This window comes from Chitinophaga qingshengii, from assembly GCF_014529935.1.
Taxonomy (GTDB): domain Bacteria; phylum Bacteroidota; class Bacteroidia; order Chitinophagales; family Chitinophagaceae; genus Chitinophaga; species Chitinophaga qingshengii.
The window spans coordinates 96,095-111,830 of record NZ_JACVFC010000003.1 but is presented as its reverse complement, the minus strand read 5'-3'; the positions used below and the strand labels follow the sequence as shown (position 1 = coordinate 111,830).

Here is a 15,736-nt window from a genome sequence, read left to right as displayed (position 1 = left end):
CGGCGATACGGGCAGCCCGATTTTTTTTATCGCGGCAAAGATATAAAAACTTTTACCGGAAGCGTCTCCACCTATCACAATCAGGTCCTTATTTCCCGGCGCATAAAAAAATAATACGCGCCGGCAAAACAAACCACCGTAGCGGCTACCAACCCTGTCACCTGTGGCCATACCACCATCAGGCTTTCCCTGAACGATAGCGGCGCCGGAATAGCGCCGGCCATCTGCTCCATGGTCAACGGTCCCAGGCTTCTCACTGAAGGCATCAGCAACGTAGTAGCAGCATCGGTATACAACTGGCTGGGCGCCAGGCGGAACCAGGACAAAATGATATTGTTGTAAATCACCACCTGCTCCGGCGCCAGCGATGCAGGATCGGGTAACACCGTCCTAACGACCATATTGACGATCAGCTGGTAAAACACCGTAAAGAACAACCAGATACCGATTGCAGTGAGCGCAGAGGTAGCCGCATGTTTAAACAACACGGATAGCGCTATCGACAGGCTAAGCCAGAATCCCACATAGATCACGCTCAACACCACAAACGCCAGGATGCGGAATAGCTCCGCGGCCTCCATCGGCACACCGGTGATGAGGAGCCCGGCCCCGATCATGAGTAACACGAGGCTGAGAAAAAGCACGCCCACAATGGTGAGCGCAGCGTAGAACTTCGCCAGTAAAAGGTTATCGCGGTATACCGGCTGCGCCAATAGCCGTACCAATGTACCATTATTCTTTTCCGAATTAATAGCATCGAAGCCCAGTGCGATACCCAATAAGGGACCGAGGAAGCTGATAAAAATATAAAACGTAGGCAGTGAATTATCGGAAGTGGTTAGTAATTTCAGATACACGAACACATGGTCCGGATCATTAAAATCTGTCACCACTCTCCGGATATTCGACAACGATACATACATCGCACCGAGGAAGGTAAACAGGATCAGCAGCAGCATCACCATAAACCGCCAGCTACGGATATGGTCTCCTCCCTCTTTGCGCACCATCACCCAAAACGGCCCTGGAACGCCCGCTCCGGTTGAAAAAAGGTTAAACAGCCTGTTCATTCAAAATATACTTTTTAGTATTCTGCTCAAAAAAACGATGATAGATCTCATCCAAACCATATTCCTTTTTATGTACGCCGGTTACATTTAACCCGCTCCGTACAAAAAAGCGGACAATATCCGGTGTGATATCCGTACTGCAGGACATGTCCACGTTTCCTTCCGTTATCGACACCTTGTTGACGCCGGGCAGTGCCAGCAGTTGCCGCTCTATTTCCACTGGCGCTGTCAGCGGTTCCCTGAGGGACACCTGTACCACAAAGGAATCCTTTCCGAACAGGTTACCGGCCAGTGTTTCAAGATTACCTTCTGCCAATAATTTCCCTTCTACGAAGATGCCCACACGGTCGCAGATCTGTTGCATCTGGTGAAGATGATGGGAAGACAACAGCACCGTCAGCTCCTGCTGCCGGCTGAGTTGCCGTATCAGCATGAGAAATTCGCGGATGCCGGCGGGGTCTATTCCCAGTGTAGGCTCGTCAAGTATCATCACCTCCGGCTCACGGATCAGCAGGTCGGCAAGGCCCAGCCGCTGTTTCATACCACGGGAATAGGCCCCCGTTTTTTTATGCATTTCTGCTCCCAGTCCTACCATCTCCATGGTATTGCGGGCCCGGGAGCGGATATCTTTTTCAGGGATACCATTAAGGCGGCCGACATACATCAGGTTATCCAATGCCGTGAGGTTATCATAAAAGCCGGCGCTGTCCGGCAGATAGCCTACTTTCCGCCGTACGCCCACCGGGTTACGGGTAGCATTGATTCCGCACACCACAGCCTGGCCCGAGGTAGGTTCTGCCAGTCCCAGCATCATCAGGATAGTGGTGGTTTTACCGGCGCCGTTAGGTCCCAGCAAACCAAATATTTCTCCTTTGTTTACTTTCAGGGAGAGATGATCTACCGCTTTTTTGGTGCCGTAACTTTTGGTGAGTCTGTCCAGTTCTATAATAGGATTTGTCGTCATGTCTACCTCCTTCCATATTTACGTATCAGGTAATACACGATGCCCAGCGACAGCAGGATCACCAGCGTACCTATCCAACCGGCCAGCATGGAGGTTTTGACCGTCATGCGGAAAGCCGCATTGCTGTTGACATTATTATTCCTTACCGTAAAATTCGTCACATAGTCACCGGCGATGGTTTTATCCGGAACGCCGAGTGTAACCGTCACCTGCTGTTCTTTACCTGCATCGAGGTGGTCAATTTTAGCGGGTTCAAATACGGCGCTCCAGGAAGCCGGCGCCTGGGCTGAAAGCTCCAGCGCTTCCAGCGGCAGGGTACCGGTGTTTTTCACCGTCAGCTGTACCTGCCTGCTGCGGCCTTCTGTTATATCGTCGCTCAATCGTCCTGTAGGCGTCGTCAGTTCTACGCTATAGCTGCCTTTCACCACCGCTTCCACATCGGCATGGAGTGTATCGGCCTGTGATATGGCCACCACCGGGATGTTGTATTTACCAGGCTTCACTGAAGGCGCGGCCGTTATTTCAAGGGAAATATCCTGCGTTCTGCCCGAATCCAGGCGCAAACCGGCCACCTGGGTGCCTTCCGCGCGGAAAGCCACCATCCATCCTTCCGGCGCATCCGCTCTTAAACCATACAACTCCGTATGCCCGCTGCCGTTAGACAGGCTCAGATTATAACGAAACGGCTCCTTCGCGGTGGACTCAATATTCACGAGCCTGGCTGAAAAAGCAGATTTTCCTTTGCCCTTCTGTGCATGGGCGCCCAAGGCCAGGGCCAGACAAAAAAATGAAATACAATAAACTTTCCGGTAGTTGGATAACGATAACATAATATGGAACGATAGTTTTTGACAATAGTGCATACGGCCTTTCTCCATGCTACGGAGACAGCCTTAGGAATAACAGTTGGCTTCAATAGCAGCGCCACTGAAGCAGTCATACAATCATTAAATCAGGAGGATAATTACTCAGCGGGTCCGTCTGTTCCGGAATAATGTGCTCTGAGCAGGTTTGCTTTGATAACAGCAATGGTGGTTTCTTCCGTAGGCACAGGCATTATAGAGGTCCTGTGGTGTAATGTTTTGGCTTTTAAAATGTTTGTCATGCTAGATGAAATTGAATTGCGTTAAAACAAGATCAAATAGAAAAATATAAATGCTCCTTTCAGGAGAAGTCAAATTTCAGACAATTTGTAAAGCCGAAAATTAAATATTGAATTGTTATAATAATGTTAAAACAGGTGTAGATGGGGAATGAAGAGAGATGTGGGATGTAGGCAATCCATGGAACCCAGGGCTTTAGCCCTGGGTTTCCGGATGCGCCTCCACCCGCCTTCGTGGCAGAGAGAGACAACGTCATCAATGATCCGCAACCAAACTGCCGGTCGCCGTTAAAAAGTTAGGCCGGCTACGGCTATAACTTGGCTGGAAGAAACACCAGATTCGCTTGGAACCGTGTGAACGGAACACTTCCGTTGTATTCTCAGGCCTCGCTAATGAAAAACTGATCCTGGCATTGTTTTCATCCGGGAAGTTGGGGTCATATACATTGAGGGAAAGGAATGTTCCATCCAGTTCGTACCCGTACACCAGTACGACATGGTTCTCGCCGAGATCGAAGGGGTTCAGTGATTTTTTCAGTATCAGTGCCAGAGGAACCAGCTGGTTATTGTCCAGTTTATTTTTTATCACGGGCCATTCCTGTTTGATCATACGCCAGGCCCTGCCTCTGGGCGTGATGCCTATTTTACTCGCGGTGGTTTCATGGTCCGACAGTTCCGGGTTCATCAGGAACATATAGGTGGCGATACCGCCGGGCAGGTTAAAGCTGGCTATCAGGCGATCTACCAGGTAACGGTACAAACTATCGTTACAAGGCGACTCCTTCGTGGCTGGTGGTAACATATTGTTCTCAAAAAGGTCGCGCGCCGCAAATACCATTCCGCCGCAGACGCCTTTAGAAGCGTTACCAATAGGAATACTAATTTTACCGAATGGAATAGGCTGTGTCAGCTTAAACAACGGACAATCGGGAAAGTCATTGTTACTAAAGTGAAAACCATTGACGCTGGGTTTGAATCCTACAGAATGTAGTCTGATCCAGGTATCGGAAGACCATAACGGACGGCCATCGGTATCATATACCACCAGGTTGCCGTCGTCCTGTAATATGAACCAGGCGCCATAATGAGCATCGGTAGCGGTATCCCATACATAGCTGCGGCCAGGTCCGTACATAACGAGGTTCCCATCTCCCTGCATTTCCAGTATCTCCACCTGACGGCCATCTGTATTAGTGGCCCATCTGGCTCTGTTACCGGCGCGGTACAGTACAAGGTTGCCATCGGCTTGCAATATCAACGTAGATTGTTTATTGGGGGATGTCAATGAATCGCCCACCCGGAGGGATTGCCCCGGTAGAAGTCTGTCCATAATAATGAGGGTTAATTTAATTGAAGAAATACAAGGTATCTGAGGTTAACCGGTTAATTACCCCACAAAAGTAAACAGGGAAAAGGAAGGGAATAAGCGTAGAAACAGGGAATTTGCCGACTACGTAGATACACTTACACATAGGAAAGTAGTATCTTTGCGGCCATCATCTAAAACTTTGTTCGCCATACCGATGTATATCAAACATTCATTAGTCCTGTTGTTGACCGCCATGCTTTGCCTTGCCGGCCTTTCCGGCAAAAGCCAAACCGCCTGGAAAACCCATAACCATGCCAACGGCTTTACGCTTCAGTTACCCGATTATTTTAAGGAAGGCTTATTGGTAGCCGGTGGCACCCTACAGTGGTATCCTACCGATATGGACCGTGATATAGGCGTTAGCGTTGAAATGTGGGGTAACGGCACGCAGGCTGAATTACAGTCCAACTATGAGCAGGACATCAAATCGTACCCGCGTACCGTTTATAAAACCATCAAACCCGGATGGTATGTCATGAGTGGCCATTTGACGGATGGTATTGAATTTATCTTCTACAACAAAACAATTATCAAAAACGGGGTACAGTACCATCTGCGGATCAGGTATCCGGTAGATCAGCAAAAGCGGTTCGATGATATTTTAGGGAAGATATCTTCTTCTTTTAAATAGTCCGCTGTCAAAGCTTCCCATAGATTTCTACACGCACTTCATCCCCTGCTTCTTTGCCAATAACCTTACGTACTTTGGCATTTACGCCCATGAGGTGGGTTCCATCTTTCAGGGGTAAAAATGCATTTTCTATTTGGTGACCGTCGATGCTACCGCGGACCTTGACCGCTTTCCGGGAACCGAAAGCCGCTGCCACACCATCCCAAACGATGTAGGTCCAGGAGCCTTTACCCGGATCGGATACCAGTTTTGTCTGGATCTTAATTGTTTTTTGTGCCATGGTGTTCCGTTTGAGGTTGAAGAAATGCGGTAAGAACAGGCAACACCACTTCCGGAGCTGCCATATGGTCCTGGCCTTTAGCGACTGTGCAAACCGCATGTGGTATAGCCGCTTTTAACTGTTGCGCGACTACCGCCATGGATGCCGGGCTTTTTTCGCCGACAATGATTTGTGTGGGTGTTGTAAGGGTTGCTGCCGCTGCTGCCGGCACCAGGGTACAAGCCAGTGTAGTGTCATAGGCCAGCGTAGGCGCCAGGTCTACCATCGTTTGCCAGTCGGGGTAAAATTCAGCAAATGCTTCCTGCGGAATACCAATGCCTTCCAGGAAACTGGTAATAGCCTCCTGGTTTTTACCTTCTTCCAATAATTGATACAATCCCTGGCTAAAGCCTGCAAATTCTTCTTTATACACTTCATCAGGCGAATAGGCAGCATCGTACATCACCAGTTTGCTGACTTTGTCTCCCAACGCCAGCGCGGCACTCAGCGCCAGAATAGCGCCGGAAGAATGGCCATATAAATAGGCCTGGCCTCCTGCCGCGTCAATCATCGCTTCAATATCTTCTATCTCCCGCTCTACGGCGTAAGGCAGTGTATTACCACTATCGCCCCTTCCCCGGCGGTCATAACTGTATACGGTAAACGCTGTGGAGAAAACGGAGGCATCATACAACACCGGTTTAAACTGCCGGTAGCAGGTAGCGCCGGTAATAAAGATCAGGGCCGGACCTTTGCCGGTTACATTGTAGGCCAGTTTGGTGCCGTCTTTTGAGTAGGTTGTTTTCATCGTGATTTGTTTTGTTTTAAACTTCCTCACAAAGATAAACCGGCTATCTGCCCCGCCTTTGGTTCAAAAACCGTTTCGAATGGTATATTTATCCGTTGTGGTTATTTCTGAACTCCAGTGGCGTGGCGCCAACATTTTTTTTGAAGAACTTATTAAAGTTGGCCGGGTCTGAGAAATTAAGCTGGTAGCATATTTCGGCAATATCCAGGTCTGTATGCAGCACCAGTGACTTCGCTTCCGCTACTATCCGCTGGTGAATTAAAGCCAGGGCATTTTTACCGGTGGCGTTTTTTATATATTCTGAGAGATATTTGGGCGTAACGGCCAGCATGTCTGCATACTCATTCACCGTTCTTTTTTCTATATAATTATCATTGACCAGCTGCATAAATTGTTTCAGTAAAACCGACTCCGGTTTGGTGATACGGTCCTGCTGCTGCGACAACTGCACGAACGCTTTTATCTGGTATAGCACCGCCAGTATCTTCAAACTGGCAACAGTATGTTTTTTGTCGTCCGCATTTTCGTAAGCCGTAAAAATATCTTCAAACGCCGGAGCCAACTCATTATATTGTTGCTGCGACAGTTCATAAAAATGCGTTTGCTGTACATCAAAAAAAGGGAACTGTTGTTCAAAATCCGGCCTGAAAAAAGAAAAGCAGGGTAGCTTAAAATAGATCAGATACCCCGATGACCTGGTATTGCGATGAAAGCTGGAAAGCAGACCCGGCGCCTGAAATACCAGTGAACTGTTCATACGCATAGCGTTACTGTTGTCATACACAATACCGGAATCGCCCACATTATTCATCAACGCCATAAAATAAAACGACCTTCTGAAGGGAGGCTTATAAAACTCCTCCGCATGCGCACGTTTGTCCGACCGGAAACAAAACAGGTCCGGGTTGTTTGTCCGATGTGGAAACGGTGTACTGGCAAAGAATGCATTGATATCGTCGTAAAAAGGAATGGCGTTTCTGGATGGGTCCATGTTGCTCGAATTAAAGGCTGACGCTGAAGATAGGGAAATAAGTATAAAATAGCGCTCTGCTGCCGCAAACTGCCTGTTAATTGACGTAAACGCCCCCTTCTAAAGTAGCATATCCGGGTTAGCTTTGTTGAAAAGCAAACGAAGATGAGTGATATCAACAAAACCATCGCTGGATTGGAACTGGCCCAAATTGGCTGGGTGGTTCCCGATATCCACGCCGCCGTGGCCTTCCTCTCCGGCGCCCTGGGCATCGCGGGCTTTCCGCCACCGGAGCATGTTCGCGCGCAAGACCTCGACATGACCTACTATGGCAAGGTGGCGCCCGCTGAATGGCTGACGACACAGACTTATAACGGCGGCACTTTCATTGAACTCGTACAACCGCTTTCCGGTGAAAGTATGTTTCATGACTACCTGGCGAAGTATCCTGCCGGCGGTACACAGCACCTGGCTTTCCGCCTGCCGGTCAGCGGCTTTGAACAAATTACGCGGGAGCTGCGCGAACAAGGTTATGCCGTTATCAGCGAAGTAGACCACCCTATTGCCCGGATGGCCTTCTTCGATACCTGTCAGACACTGGGCGTGGTCACCGAAATCATGGGCATCACACCGGAAGGATGGAAGGCTATTGAACATATGACGAAGGCCCGGTAATCGTTTATTCATCCTCGTTTATATCTTACCTGCGAAAGGAAAATGTTCTTTCACAGGCATTGCCATCTTCATAAAAAATATTTGGAAGTATAAGTAAATTATATTTGTTTTGTTGCTCCTTACATCTGATGGTAGATATTTATAAAAATATAATCAACCGCCCATCCTAGCAGGCTCCTCCTGCCGGCAGCAATGCTGTGTCATACACAATTTCTTTCATTACACTTTTTTGGCATCCTTCGGCGTAAGCGTCTGTAGGCATTTCCAGCCATAAACATACATACTGATAAATATGTTTTTTGAGAACAACCTGGCTTTTGCACAAAGCCTGGATCAGCAAGATCCTTTGCATCCGCTGCGCGATGAATTTCTGTTGCCCAGCCAACACGGAGCACCCGTTATCTACATGTGCGGCAACTCCCTGGGCCTGCAACCCAAATCGGCACGCCAGTACATGGACGAACAACTCAACAACTGGGCACACCTGGCTGTGGAGGGATGGTTTGAAGGGAAAACACCCTGGATGTTTTATCACAAGGAACTAAAAGGACTGATGGCTGCCATCGTGGGCGCCAGCGCCGCAGAAGTATGCCCGATGAATACCCTGACGGTCAACCTGCACCTGCTGATGGTTAGTTTCTACCGCCCTACCGCCACCAGGTTTAAAATCATCATGGAAGCGGGCGCTTTCCCTTCAGATCAATACGCCGTGGAGAGCCAGGTAAGGTTTCATGGTTATGATCCTAAAACGGCCATCATAGAAGTGGCGCCGCGCAGCGGGGAAGATACCCTCAGGACCGAAGACATACTGGCTACTATCACCCGGCACGACGGCGAAGTGGCCCTGGTACTTTTTGGTGGCATCAACTATTTCACCGGCCAGTTCTTTGATATGCCGGCCATTACGAAGGCGGGTCACGCTGCCGGCGCTATCGTTGGATTTGACCTGGCCCATGCCGCCGGTAACGTACCCCTGGAATTACATAACTGGGGCGTGGACTTTGCCTGCTGGTGTTCCTACAAATACCAGAATGCCGGTCCGGGTGGTATTAGCGGCATCTTCGTACATGAAAAACATTTCCCCGACACCTCACTCGACCGCTTCGCCGGCTGGTGGGGTTACCAGGAACAGACACGATTCAGGATGCAAAAAGGCTTCATTCCCGAAGCAGGCGCCGATGGCTGGCAGGTAAGCTGCACCCAGGTAATACCGATGTCACTCTATCACGCTTCCCTGAAAATATTTGAGAAAGCCGGTTTTATGGCGCCGCTGCGACAGAAAAGCCAGGCACTTACCGCCTACCTGCAGTTCCTCATCGAAGCCATCAATAAAGACCTGGGCTTCGAACAATACAAAATCATCACGCCGGTATCCGAATCAGCCAGGGGCGCACAGCTATCTATTATTGCACAACACAAAGCCAAAGAAATTTTCCAGGCACTGGTCGCCCACAATGTGCTGGGCGACTGGCGCGAACCCAATGTCATCCGCCTTAGCCCGGTGCCACTATACAACAGCTTTGAAGATGTTTTCCATACGGCGGCGCGCCTCCGGGAAATCAGCACTACGCTCCTTACACCAAAACAATAACATCGTTCTAAAAAATGGAAATTACCACCGAAATTAAAGATAAGCTGTCCAGGTTGCAGGAGAAATACGCCGTCATGGGACAGGATATCAATGCCTATCTCGATGGCCTGTTGCATGCGGATTACCTGACCTACTGGGACTATATCCACCTGGATACGCTGTTGAGCCTTCAGCATCCCAGGACCTCCTACCCTGATGAAGAAATCTTCATCATGTACCACCAGATCACAGAACTCTATTTCAAACTGACGCTGCATGAATGCCGGCAGATCAGCGCCCATACAGCACTTACAGCCGACTTCTTCGCCTCCAGACTTAAACGTATCAACGCCTACTTTACCGCGCTGGTATCTTCCTTCGATATCATGGTGGATGGTATGGACAAGGAGCAGTTCCTGAAATTCCGGATGTCGCTGTTACCAGCCAGCGGTTTTCAGTCAGGACAATACCGGATGATCGAGATCTTCTCTACGGAAATGGCCAACCTGGTCACCCCTACCAAACGTGAAGAGCTCAAACAGGCCTCCCTGCCGGAACAGTTTGAATATATCTATTGGAAATACGGCGCATCTGAATTATCCAGCGGCAAACAAACCCTTACGCTGCAACAGTTCTATGCGAAATACGCCACTCAGCTGCTGCAACTGGCGCAGGACAATATCGATAGTAACTTCTCCCGGCTGTATCAAAAACTGCAACAAACCGGCGAAGACCTCAGTGCAGTGACAGAAGAACTGAAAAAGCTGGACCTGTTTGTGAATGTGGAATGGCCGCTGTCGCATTATAAATCCGCCGTGCGTTACCTGGAGCGTGATCCGGTGGACATCGCCGCTACCGGAGGCACCAATTGGCAGAAGTACCTGCCGCCGCGGTTCCAGAAAAGGATTTTTTACCCTTACCTGTGGACAGCAGAGCAGATAGAACAATGGGGCAAGTCCTGGGTGATGAATGTATTAAAATCGTATAGGACTTAACGTTAGCCGGCATCCGGTAGCACATAATCAACTATATTTTTACCGGATGCCGTATTTTTCCTATTTTGTTGCCCACACTAACCCAAACGTATCATGCCTACGCTTGCCGATATTAAAAACAACGCCTTCTTTTGGCATCACTACATCAGTTACTTTCAGGGCTACGACGATAAAAATGAGATTAACATCGACGAAGCACTGGACGTAATCGGACTCGATCAGGACGAGTTATCCTCCTGGAAAGAAAATTTCTACAGGGAAGAAAACAGATTTATAGCAGGTACGCTAAGCGAAAAAATATCCTTTCATATCGAATTCAGGGAAAATGAAATTGTATTTTTTTTGAATGATATATACATCGGCAATCTGGGCGGACATTTTGAAGCCTGGTTTTTGACCTGGGAAGAATTACTGGCTTTCGAAAAGCACTACGAGCTTTTCCTATTATTGTTGCCCATGACAGGAATTGAGCCACCCCAAAGGGATAGCGCCCAACAACGGATAGCGGATCAGTTGAGGAACATGCCTGCATTTGAAAAAGAAGCGGAGTATATTGCTGAATGTATTGTGAACGGTCTTATGATGAACGGGCATTTCTTCCAACAGCAGGATGCAGGCATTGTCAACGATCAGCATCATAGTGTAAGAAATATCGAACAATATCCGCGGTATAAAGCGGATGTGATCACGCTCAATGCTGCTTTAAAAGATTAAGATACGGGTACCCAATGGGTACCCGTATCCGTTACTTTCCGATGTTGATGGGAATACCGAATTTTATATTAATGGAGAACAAATCAGACAGGGTATTGCGCTCTGCTTTAGTCGCATCTTTATAATCAGTAAGGAAATTGGACCAGGAAACGTAAGGTACAATAGACAATAAGTTTTTACTATCCTCATCGCCGGAGTTTTTCACGTTCCATAACAGTCCTAAATCGAGGGATAACCGGGAAGTATTGAGCCAGGTATCGCTATGGCTAAACTGAGGCTTCACATAGATACCTGGGACAAAAGAAGTCTTTGCCCACGCCCAATAACCTTCCCCAAACACAGCCCATCCGAAGCCATGAACCAATGCTCCCTTATAGGCGCTTACCGGCGAGCTGTTTTTTAGCTCCTCTGTTCCGTTTGCATCTTTCCCAACAGGAGCCTCCCTAAATTCGCTTTTTTGCAGCTCATCAAGGTTATTGACCCGCTTAAACTCTACCCCTCCTTTCCAATAACGAAACCTGGCACTTCCTTTTTTCTTTACAAATAAGTTAACAGAGAGAGTAATTCCATAAGAAAGTGAAGTGGTGTCACCCAACTGACCTTTCATCACGTTATACATGGAAAAGGCGGAATTCGAAATAAACGGCGAGATATTGAACCACCAGATTTTTCTTCGCGCCCAGATGTCCCTAAAAAGGTCAATCTCATAATCCTTTGCAACATCAGGCATAACTTCTTCATCCAACCTTTTATAGTCTGCCAACATCGCTTCCAGATCGATTGTTTTTATTCTATTACTATCATTTAATGCACCTGTAAACCAGTTAAGGCTATCTCTTTTATTTCCTTCTATTTTTATTTCATTTAGCGAATCTACTGGTAGGCTTAAATACTTTCCAACATAGCACCACAACGTATCAGGAGCCGTCTGCTTACTATAAGCCGCCGAGAACACCTTCTTCAATGCTTTCAAAGTATCACCCTTTAGTCCTATTAGTCGGTAATTCTGCTTTATGAGATATTTTGTAGGAGCAAATAAATCAGGATTTTTCAATTTGTAGGAGCCACTAAACGATCGCTTTAAGAGATTAACTCCTATTGCAGTTTTAAAATACCCACTTAACTTATGGCCGGAAAAAACTTCAGATAAGTTGTTTTTTGAGCCACCTGTCAATTCGCCAGTGATTATAAGGTAGTCGTTAGAAATTATAGTACCCGTAAGCGTTGCAGCAGGTTCCGCAAACTGAATTTTAAACCCCGATGTCGGCGCTTCACTTCCCTGGATAGTATAGCTATACATCCTTTTCATCATCCTTGCAAAGGCAGAATCAGAAAGCGGCGTAGAATCCTTAGTGGTGTCAATAAGCGATTGCGCAAAACCGCTCGCAGGAACTAAAAAAAATAAACAAAACAAACAGCATAGAGATCTCTTCATAAGTTTGAGGGTTGAAGTTACAGATGATAGATATTTGAGTGAACAGTATTGATTTTCTGGTTGAATAAAAATCGAAAACAACACAACACAAACCATCGTGGTTTTGTTCGGGGCATGATAAATTTGTCCGGGCAAATTTACATTTTCATACATGGCAGCCAATACCTACTAATAGGTATTTTAACCAGCGATGCCGGGGAAACAACAACCAATCTCCATCTGTAAGTTCCAACAAGCCGGGATGTTACATCACTATTGTAAATACTAATCGGGTAAAGGCACACGAATGCCCTTACCCGATTAGCGGATTAGGAATGTTAATTTATTTTTTTTCCTTCGTCCAGGTCTTGTTAAACTTTTCTACCTCGTCTGCGGAGGGATCAGTTACAGCCACCACCTGTCCGGTCCCATTATTCAATACATAAAACTTAAGAGGTGTAAATTTCTTTATACTTTCCTCTATGGCCTTATAGAACAGGTCCCCGTTTTTTACACTCCGGTCGAATTTAAAATAGGAAGCGTAGGGCGCGAGGCCAAGCCGGTAAAGGGTTCCGCTGTCCGGTGATATACTCACCGCCGCTGTTACAAGCGGATAGGCATTGCTGATAGTAGCGGTATCAGGTACAGGCAGATGGGTAGCAGTCACAGTACTGGATGATTTACAGGCTACAAAAAATGGTAACAACAGGTAACAAAAAAAACGTATACTCATGAGTGAATATACGTTTTTTTGTAAGATGCGTACTTAGTTTTTGTTTCGTATACGCGCTGACGATACCAGGTCCACGTCGGCAAATTTCCATGCTTCGTCGAAGGCCGTCCGTGTTTTTTGTGCTTCTGCTTTTTTTTGCTGAGATTGAAGCGAATGGTACAGCCCTATCAGCGCCCAGCCGTTCTTTTTCCAGGTTTGTAAATCCTGGCGGTAAACGGATTCCGCTTCCCTGAATTTCCCGGCATCCAGGAGAACAGCGCCCAGGTAATGCCTGACAGAGAAAAACCAATCCGGCGGTTCGTTGTAGTTCAGGTTATCTTCGATGGTGACCGCCTGTTGCAGTAATGCGATGGCCGTATCCCGCTGTTGACGGGTAGCCGCTGCCTGTGCCTTTAATACTTTCACGGCTATCTGCACCAGATCGGCAGTGGTATTGATGTCCCATATCGTCAGGTGTGGCAGCGATGTATCTGCCGACAGGGAATCCAGGCTATCGAACTCCTTTTGCGCGTCAGCCGTTCTGTTTTTTCCTAAAAATGCCATGCCGCGCGCATACCGCCATATGGCCCGCGGATACACCAGGTCCTCCTCCGGCGCGGGAAGCGACAGGATAGTATCCCACATGCCAAACTTCACCGCTACGTAATACGGAATGGTATAATAGTGCTGCAGGGTACCCCAGGCGGGCAAACGCATGATATCCCCCGCCGAATGTTCCTGTAGTTTTTTAGCCGCTTTCCAGGCCAGGGCCGAATTACCTTCCAGCGTGGCCAGGGCCGCCAGGAAATGGTAGTTATGCGGATAATAGGCCAGCGGATATACTCCCTGTGCATGGCAGGCAGTGGCATAACTACTGTCCACGTCCACCGCATGTATATTGGACAGCGTGCCTGCATGATAATCGCCTGTATTGATGTAAATATGCGAAGGCATGTGCACCAGGTGCCCCGATCCGGGCACCAGTGTATCCAGTAAACGGGCACTCGCCAACGCTTTTTCCGGCGTAGCGGATGCTTCCACGGCATGAATATAAAAATGATGCGCGCCGGGATGCAGGGGATTAATGCTCATCAGGTGTTCCAGCACTGCCAGCAGCTCCGGTGTCCACGCGCGAGGCTTACGGGTGCTCTTCTCATACAGGTCCCACGGATGGAGATTCATCATAGACTCCGCATATAAAGCGCCGATATCTGGATCGGTCGGATACTGGTTATACACCTTCTTCATAGCAGCCGCATAGGCTATATCCAGCGGCTTTCGATCCGACGGCGCCGGCAGGGCATAACGCGAACCCAATGCGAGGATCAGCGCCTTTTCTTTAGGCGTACAGGAGGCGGATAATAACTTCGCCTTCACACCAGCCTCATAGGCCCGCTGAAAATTATCTTCTTCCATACCGCCGTTGTAATTAGGTCCCAGTACATAGGCATATCCCCAATAGGCCATGGCACAGGTAGTATCCAACCGCGTGGCTTCGTAAAAAGACCGGGCCGCCTCTGCATGGTTAAACCCATACAACAACATCATTCCCTGGTTAAAATATGCCTGCGCTTCCGGGCTGTTGGTAGAAACCGGAAAATCGATTCCCTTCAGGCCTTCCAGCCTGGGCGCCTTTTTACCGGAGGTATACCAGGCTTTGTCTGTTATCCTGGAAGCATAGCAGGCTATATCCGGTGCTTTTTTACCGGTTGCCTGTGTCTCCTTTGTTTTCGTGCTGTTATGGCACGCAACAAGGAGTAAGAGAGAAACACCCGTCAGATAGATTGATTTCATCGGCAGCTTATTTAGTGGTGATGGTATCATAAGCTCCGCATTACTGGCAGAAAATAGGTATAGCGTGAAAAATTAGCCTATACTAATGTACAATATCTATGGTAAATTATTTTTATAATTTTGTTCTGTATACAAATGGCTTCTCCTCCATGAACTATCAAACATTTCCGCCACAGGCAGCCCTCACATCGCTGATAAAATGTTACTGGACATTGGAAGTACCGGCAGACATGCCAGCTGAAAAACAGCGGATTGTCCCGGACGGCTGCATCGAAATGGCATTCATTCTCGGAGATGATATTAAACGGTTTACCACGGAAACAGATTTTATACTGCAACCCCGCGCCATGGTGCTCGGACAAACCACTGCCCCTTTTTATATTCAACCCGCCGGATACGTCAACAACGCGGGCAACGACCTGCAACCTATGCTGGACCGGGTACAACAACAAGGCGGACAAGTCATCGTACCAAAACAATGATCAGCCCCGAAATGGGATACTTCGCCCTGTTTATCGATACAGAAGGCAATAAATCAGGGCTGCATTCCGCCCATTGATCCGTTTTCCCAAAAAATCCCGCCGGTTCAACCCGTCAGCTGAAAAAAGAACTACCTTCGCCGCGTAATCATAGTAAAAACTGTCTGGCCTATGCCTCCTGTATTACAGGGCATAGGCCGGTGTTGCTTT

16 protein-coding genes are annotated in these 15,736 nt (G+C 48.0%); 6 read left to right on the top strand and 10 right to left on the bottom strand.

Translation table 11 applies throughout. From position 1 onward, the window contains the following. Positions 1-80: 80 nt before the first annotated feature. From ICL07_RS20355 to ICL07_RS20340, 4 genes are all read right to left on the bottom strand, one after another. Positions 81-1,070 carry an ABC transporter permease gene (locus ICL07_RS20355; RefSeq protein WP_246485125.1) on the bottom strand — a complete coding sequence of 330 codons (990 nt, stop codon included), beginning with the start codon at positions 1,068-1,070 and terminating at the stop codon, positions 81-83. Further along, the gene (locus tag ICL07_RS20350) at positions 1,054-2,034 is read right to left on the bottom strand and encodes an ABC transporter ATP-binding protein (RefSeq protein WP_188089886.1); all 981 of its coding nucleotides are present in this window, start codon (positions 2,032-2,034) and stop codon (positions 1,054-1,056) included. Before ICL07_RS20350 ends, ICL07_RS20355 begins: the two co-directional genes overlap by 17 nt. Before the next feature lie 2 nt (positions 2,035-2,036). After that, complete coding sequence (locus ICL07_RS20345; protein WP_246485124.1) at positions 2,037-2,864, bottom strand: COG1470 family protein; 828 nt, start codon at positions 2,862-2,864, stop codon at positions 2,037-2,039. A gap of 528 nt (positions 2,865-3,392) precedes the next feature. Further along, positions 3,393-4,466, bottom strand: coding sequence for a hypothetical protein (locus ICL07_RS20340; RefSeq protein WP_188089885.1), 1,074 nt, complete (start codon positions 4,464-4,466; stop codon positions 3,393-3,395). A gap of 193 nt (positions 4,467-4,659) precedes the next feature. On the opposite strand from ICL07_RS20340, the gene ICL07_RS20335 reads away from it, so the two are divergent. Next, positions 4,660-5,136, top strand: a complete 477-nt coding sequence (locus tag ICL07_RS20335; RefSeq protein ID WP_188089884.1) for a hypothetical protein — start codon at positions 4,660-4,662, stop codon at positions 5,134-5,136. 7 nt (positions 5,137-5,143) lie between these two features. Here the strand turns inward: ICL07_RS20335 and ICL07_RS20330 are convergent, their stop codons facing one another. The 3 genes from ICL07_RS20330 to ICL07_RS20320 all read right to left on the bottom strand — a co-directional run bounded on the left by ICL07_RS20330 (position 5,144) and on the right by ICL07_RS20320 (position 7,194). Then, positions 5,144-5,416, bottom strand: a complete 273-nt coding sequence (locus ICL07_RS20330) for a DUF1905 domain-containing protein (RefSeq protein WP_188089883.1) — start codon at positions 5,414-5,416, stop codon at positions 5,144-5,146. Beyond that, positions 5,397-6,203 (bottom strand): alpha/beta fold hydrolase, encoded by an 807-nt coding sequence (locus tag ICL07_RS20325; RefSeq protein ID WP_188089882.1) that lies wholly within the window; start codon positions 6,201-6,203, stop codon positions 5,397-5,399. The genes ICL07_RS20330 and ICL07_RS20325 overlap by 20 nt, the downstream gene beginning before the upstream one ends. 88 nt (positions 6,204-6,291) lie before the next feature. Continuing rightward, positions 6,292-7,194, bottom strand: a complete 903-nt coding sequence (locus ICL07_RS20320; protein WP_188089881.1) for a helix-turn-helix domain-containing protein — start codon at positions 7,192-7,194, stop codon at positions 6,292-6,294. A gap of 144 nt (positions 7,195-7,338) precedes the next feature. Here ICL07_RS20320 and ICL07_RS20315 point away from each other — a divergent pair, with 144 nt between their 5' ends. The 4 genes from ICL07_RS20315 to ICL07_RS20300 all read left to right on the top strand — a co-directional run bounded on the left by ICL07_RS20315 (position 7,339) and on the right by ICL07_RS20300 (position 11,127). Further along, positions 7,339-7,848: a VOC family protein gene (locus ICL07_RS20315; protein WP_188089880.1), complete on the top strand. Its 510-nt coding sequence runs from the start codon at positions 7,339-7,341 to the stop codon at positions 7,846-7,848. Between the two features lie 292 nt (positions 7,849-8,140). After that, the gene (gene kynU, locus ICL07_RS20310; protein ID WP_188089879.1) at positions 8,141-9,439 is read left to right on the top strand and encodes a kynureninase; all 1,299 of its coding nucleotides are present in this window, start codon (positions 8,141-8,143) and stop codon (positions 9,437-9,439) included. A gap of 14 nt (positions 9,440-9,453) precedes the next feature. Continuing rightward, the gene (locus tag ICL07_RS20305) at positions 9,454-10,413 is read left to right on the top strand and encodes a tryptophan 2,3-dioxygenase family protein (protein WP_188089878.1); all 960 of its coding nucleotides are present in this window, start codon (positions 9,454-9,456) and stop codon (positions 10,411-10,413) included. Between the two features lie 93 nt (positions 10,414-10,506). After that, positions 10,507-11,127: an Imm19 family immunity protein gene (locus ICL07_RS20300; protein WP_188089877.1), complete on the top strand. Its 621-nt coding sequence runs from the start codon at positions 10,507-10,509 to the stop codon at positions 11,125-11,127. A 31-nt stretch (positions 11,128-11,158) separates the two neighbouring features. Here the strand turns inward: ICL07_RS20300 and ICL07_RS20295 are convergent, their stop codons facing one another. The 3 genes from ICL07_RS20295 to ICL07_RS20285 all read right to left on the bottom strand — a co-directional run bounded on the left by ICL07_RS20295 (position 11,159) and on the right by ICL07_RS20285 (position 15,047). Next, a complete protein-coding gene (locus ICL07_RS20295) occupies positions 11,159-12,562 on the bottom strand; it encodes a hypothetical protein (RefSeq protein ID WP_188089876.1) in 1,404 nt (467 codons plus the stop codon). A 322-nt stretch (positions 12,563-12,884) separates the two neighbouring features. Then, entirely contained in the window at positions 12,885-13,274 is a 390-nt protein-coding gene (locus tag ICL07_RS20290; protein ID WP_188089875.1) for a hypothetical protein, read from the bottom strand. Between the two features lie 33 nt (positions 13,275-13,307). Further along, positions 13,308-15,047 (bottom strand): tetratricopeptide repeat protein, encoded by a 1,740-nt coding sequence (locus tag ICL07_RS20285; protein WP_188089874.1) that lies wholly within the window; start codon positions 15,045-15,047, stop codon positions 13,308-13,310. A 149-nt stretch (positions 15,048-15,196) separates the two neighbouring features. On the opposite strand from ICL07_RS20285, the gene ICL07_RS20280 reads away from it, so the two are divergent. Next, the gene (locus ICL07_RS20280; protein WP_223152042.1) at positions 15,197-15,529 is read left to right on the top strand and encodes a DUF6597 domain-containing transcriptional factor; all 333 of its coding nucleotides are present in this window, start codon (positions 15,197-15,199) and stop codon (positions 15,527-15,529) included. Positions 15,530-15,736 lie beyond the last annotated feature (207 nt).

Coding starts and splice junctions, on each gene's coding strand:
- ICL07_RS20355 (WP_246485125.1), bottom strand. CDS start 1,070: ATGAACAGGCTGTTTAACCTTTTTTCAACCGGAGCGGGCGTTCCAGGG.
- ICL07_RS20350 (WP_188089886.1), bottom strand. CDS start 2,034: ATGACGACAAATCCTATTATAGAACTGGACAGACTCACCAAAAGTTAC.
- ICL07_RS20345 (WP_246485124.1), bottom strand. CDS start 2,864: ATGTTATCGTTATCCAACTACCGGAAAGTTTATTGTATTTCATTTTTT.
- ICL07_RS20340 (WP_188089885.1), bottom strand. CDS start 4,466: ATGGACAGACTTCTACCGGGGCAATCCCTCCGGGTGGGCGATTCATTG.
- ICL07_RS20335 (WP_188089884.1), top strand. CDS start 4,660: ATGTATATCAAACATTCATTAGTCCTGTTGTTGACCGCCATGCTTTGC.
- ICL07_RS20330 (WP_188089883.1), bottom strand. CDS start 5,416: ATGGCACAAAAAACAATTAAGATCCAGACAAAACTGGTATCCGATCCG.
- ICL07_RS20325 (WP_188089882.1), bottom strand. CDS start 6,203: ATGAAAACAACCTACTCAAAAGACGGCACCAAACTGGCCTACAATGTA.
- ICL07_RS20320 (WP_188089881.1), bottom strand. CDS start 7,194: ATGGACCCATCCAGAAACGCCATTCCTTTTTACGACGATATCAATGCA.
- ICL07_RS20315 (WP_188089880.1), top strand. CDS start 7,339: ATGAGTGATATCAACAAAACCATCGCTGGATTGGAACTGGCCCAAATT.
- kynU (WP_188089879.1), top strand. CDS start 8,141: ATGTTTTTTGAGAACAACCTGGCTTTTGCACAAAGCCTGGATCAGCAA.
- ICL07_RS20305 (WP_188089878.1), top strand. CDS start 9,454: ATGGAAATTACCACCGAAATTAAAGATAAGCTGTCCAGGTTGCAGGAG.
- ICL07_RS20300 (WP_188089877.1), top strand. CDS start 10,507: ATGCCTACGCTTGCCGATATTAAAAACAACGCCTTCTTTTGGCATCAC.
- ICL07_RS20295 (WP_188089876.1), bottom strand. CDS start 12,562: ATGAAGAGATCTCTATGCTGTTTGTTTTGTTTATTTTTTTTAGTTCCT.
- ICL07_RS20290 (WP_188089875.1), bottom strand. CDS start 13,274: ATGAGTATACGTTTTTTTTGTTACCTGTTGTTACCATTTTTTGTAGCC.
- ICL07_RS20285 (WP_188089874.1), bottom strand. CDS start 15,047: ATGAAATCAATCTATCTGACGGGTGTTTCTCTCTTACTCCTTGTTGCG.
- ICL07_RS20280 (WP_223152042.1), top strand. CDS start 15,197: ATGAACTATCAAACATTTCCGCCACAGGCAGCCCTCACATCGCTGATA.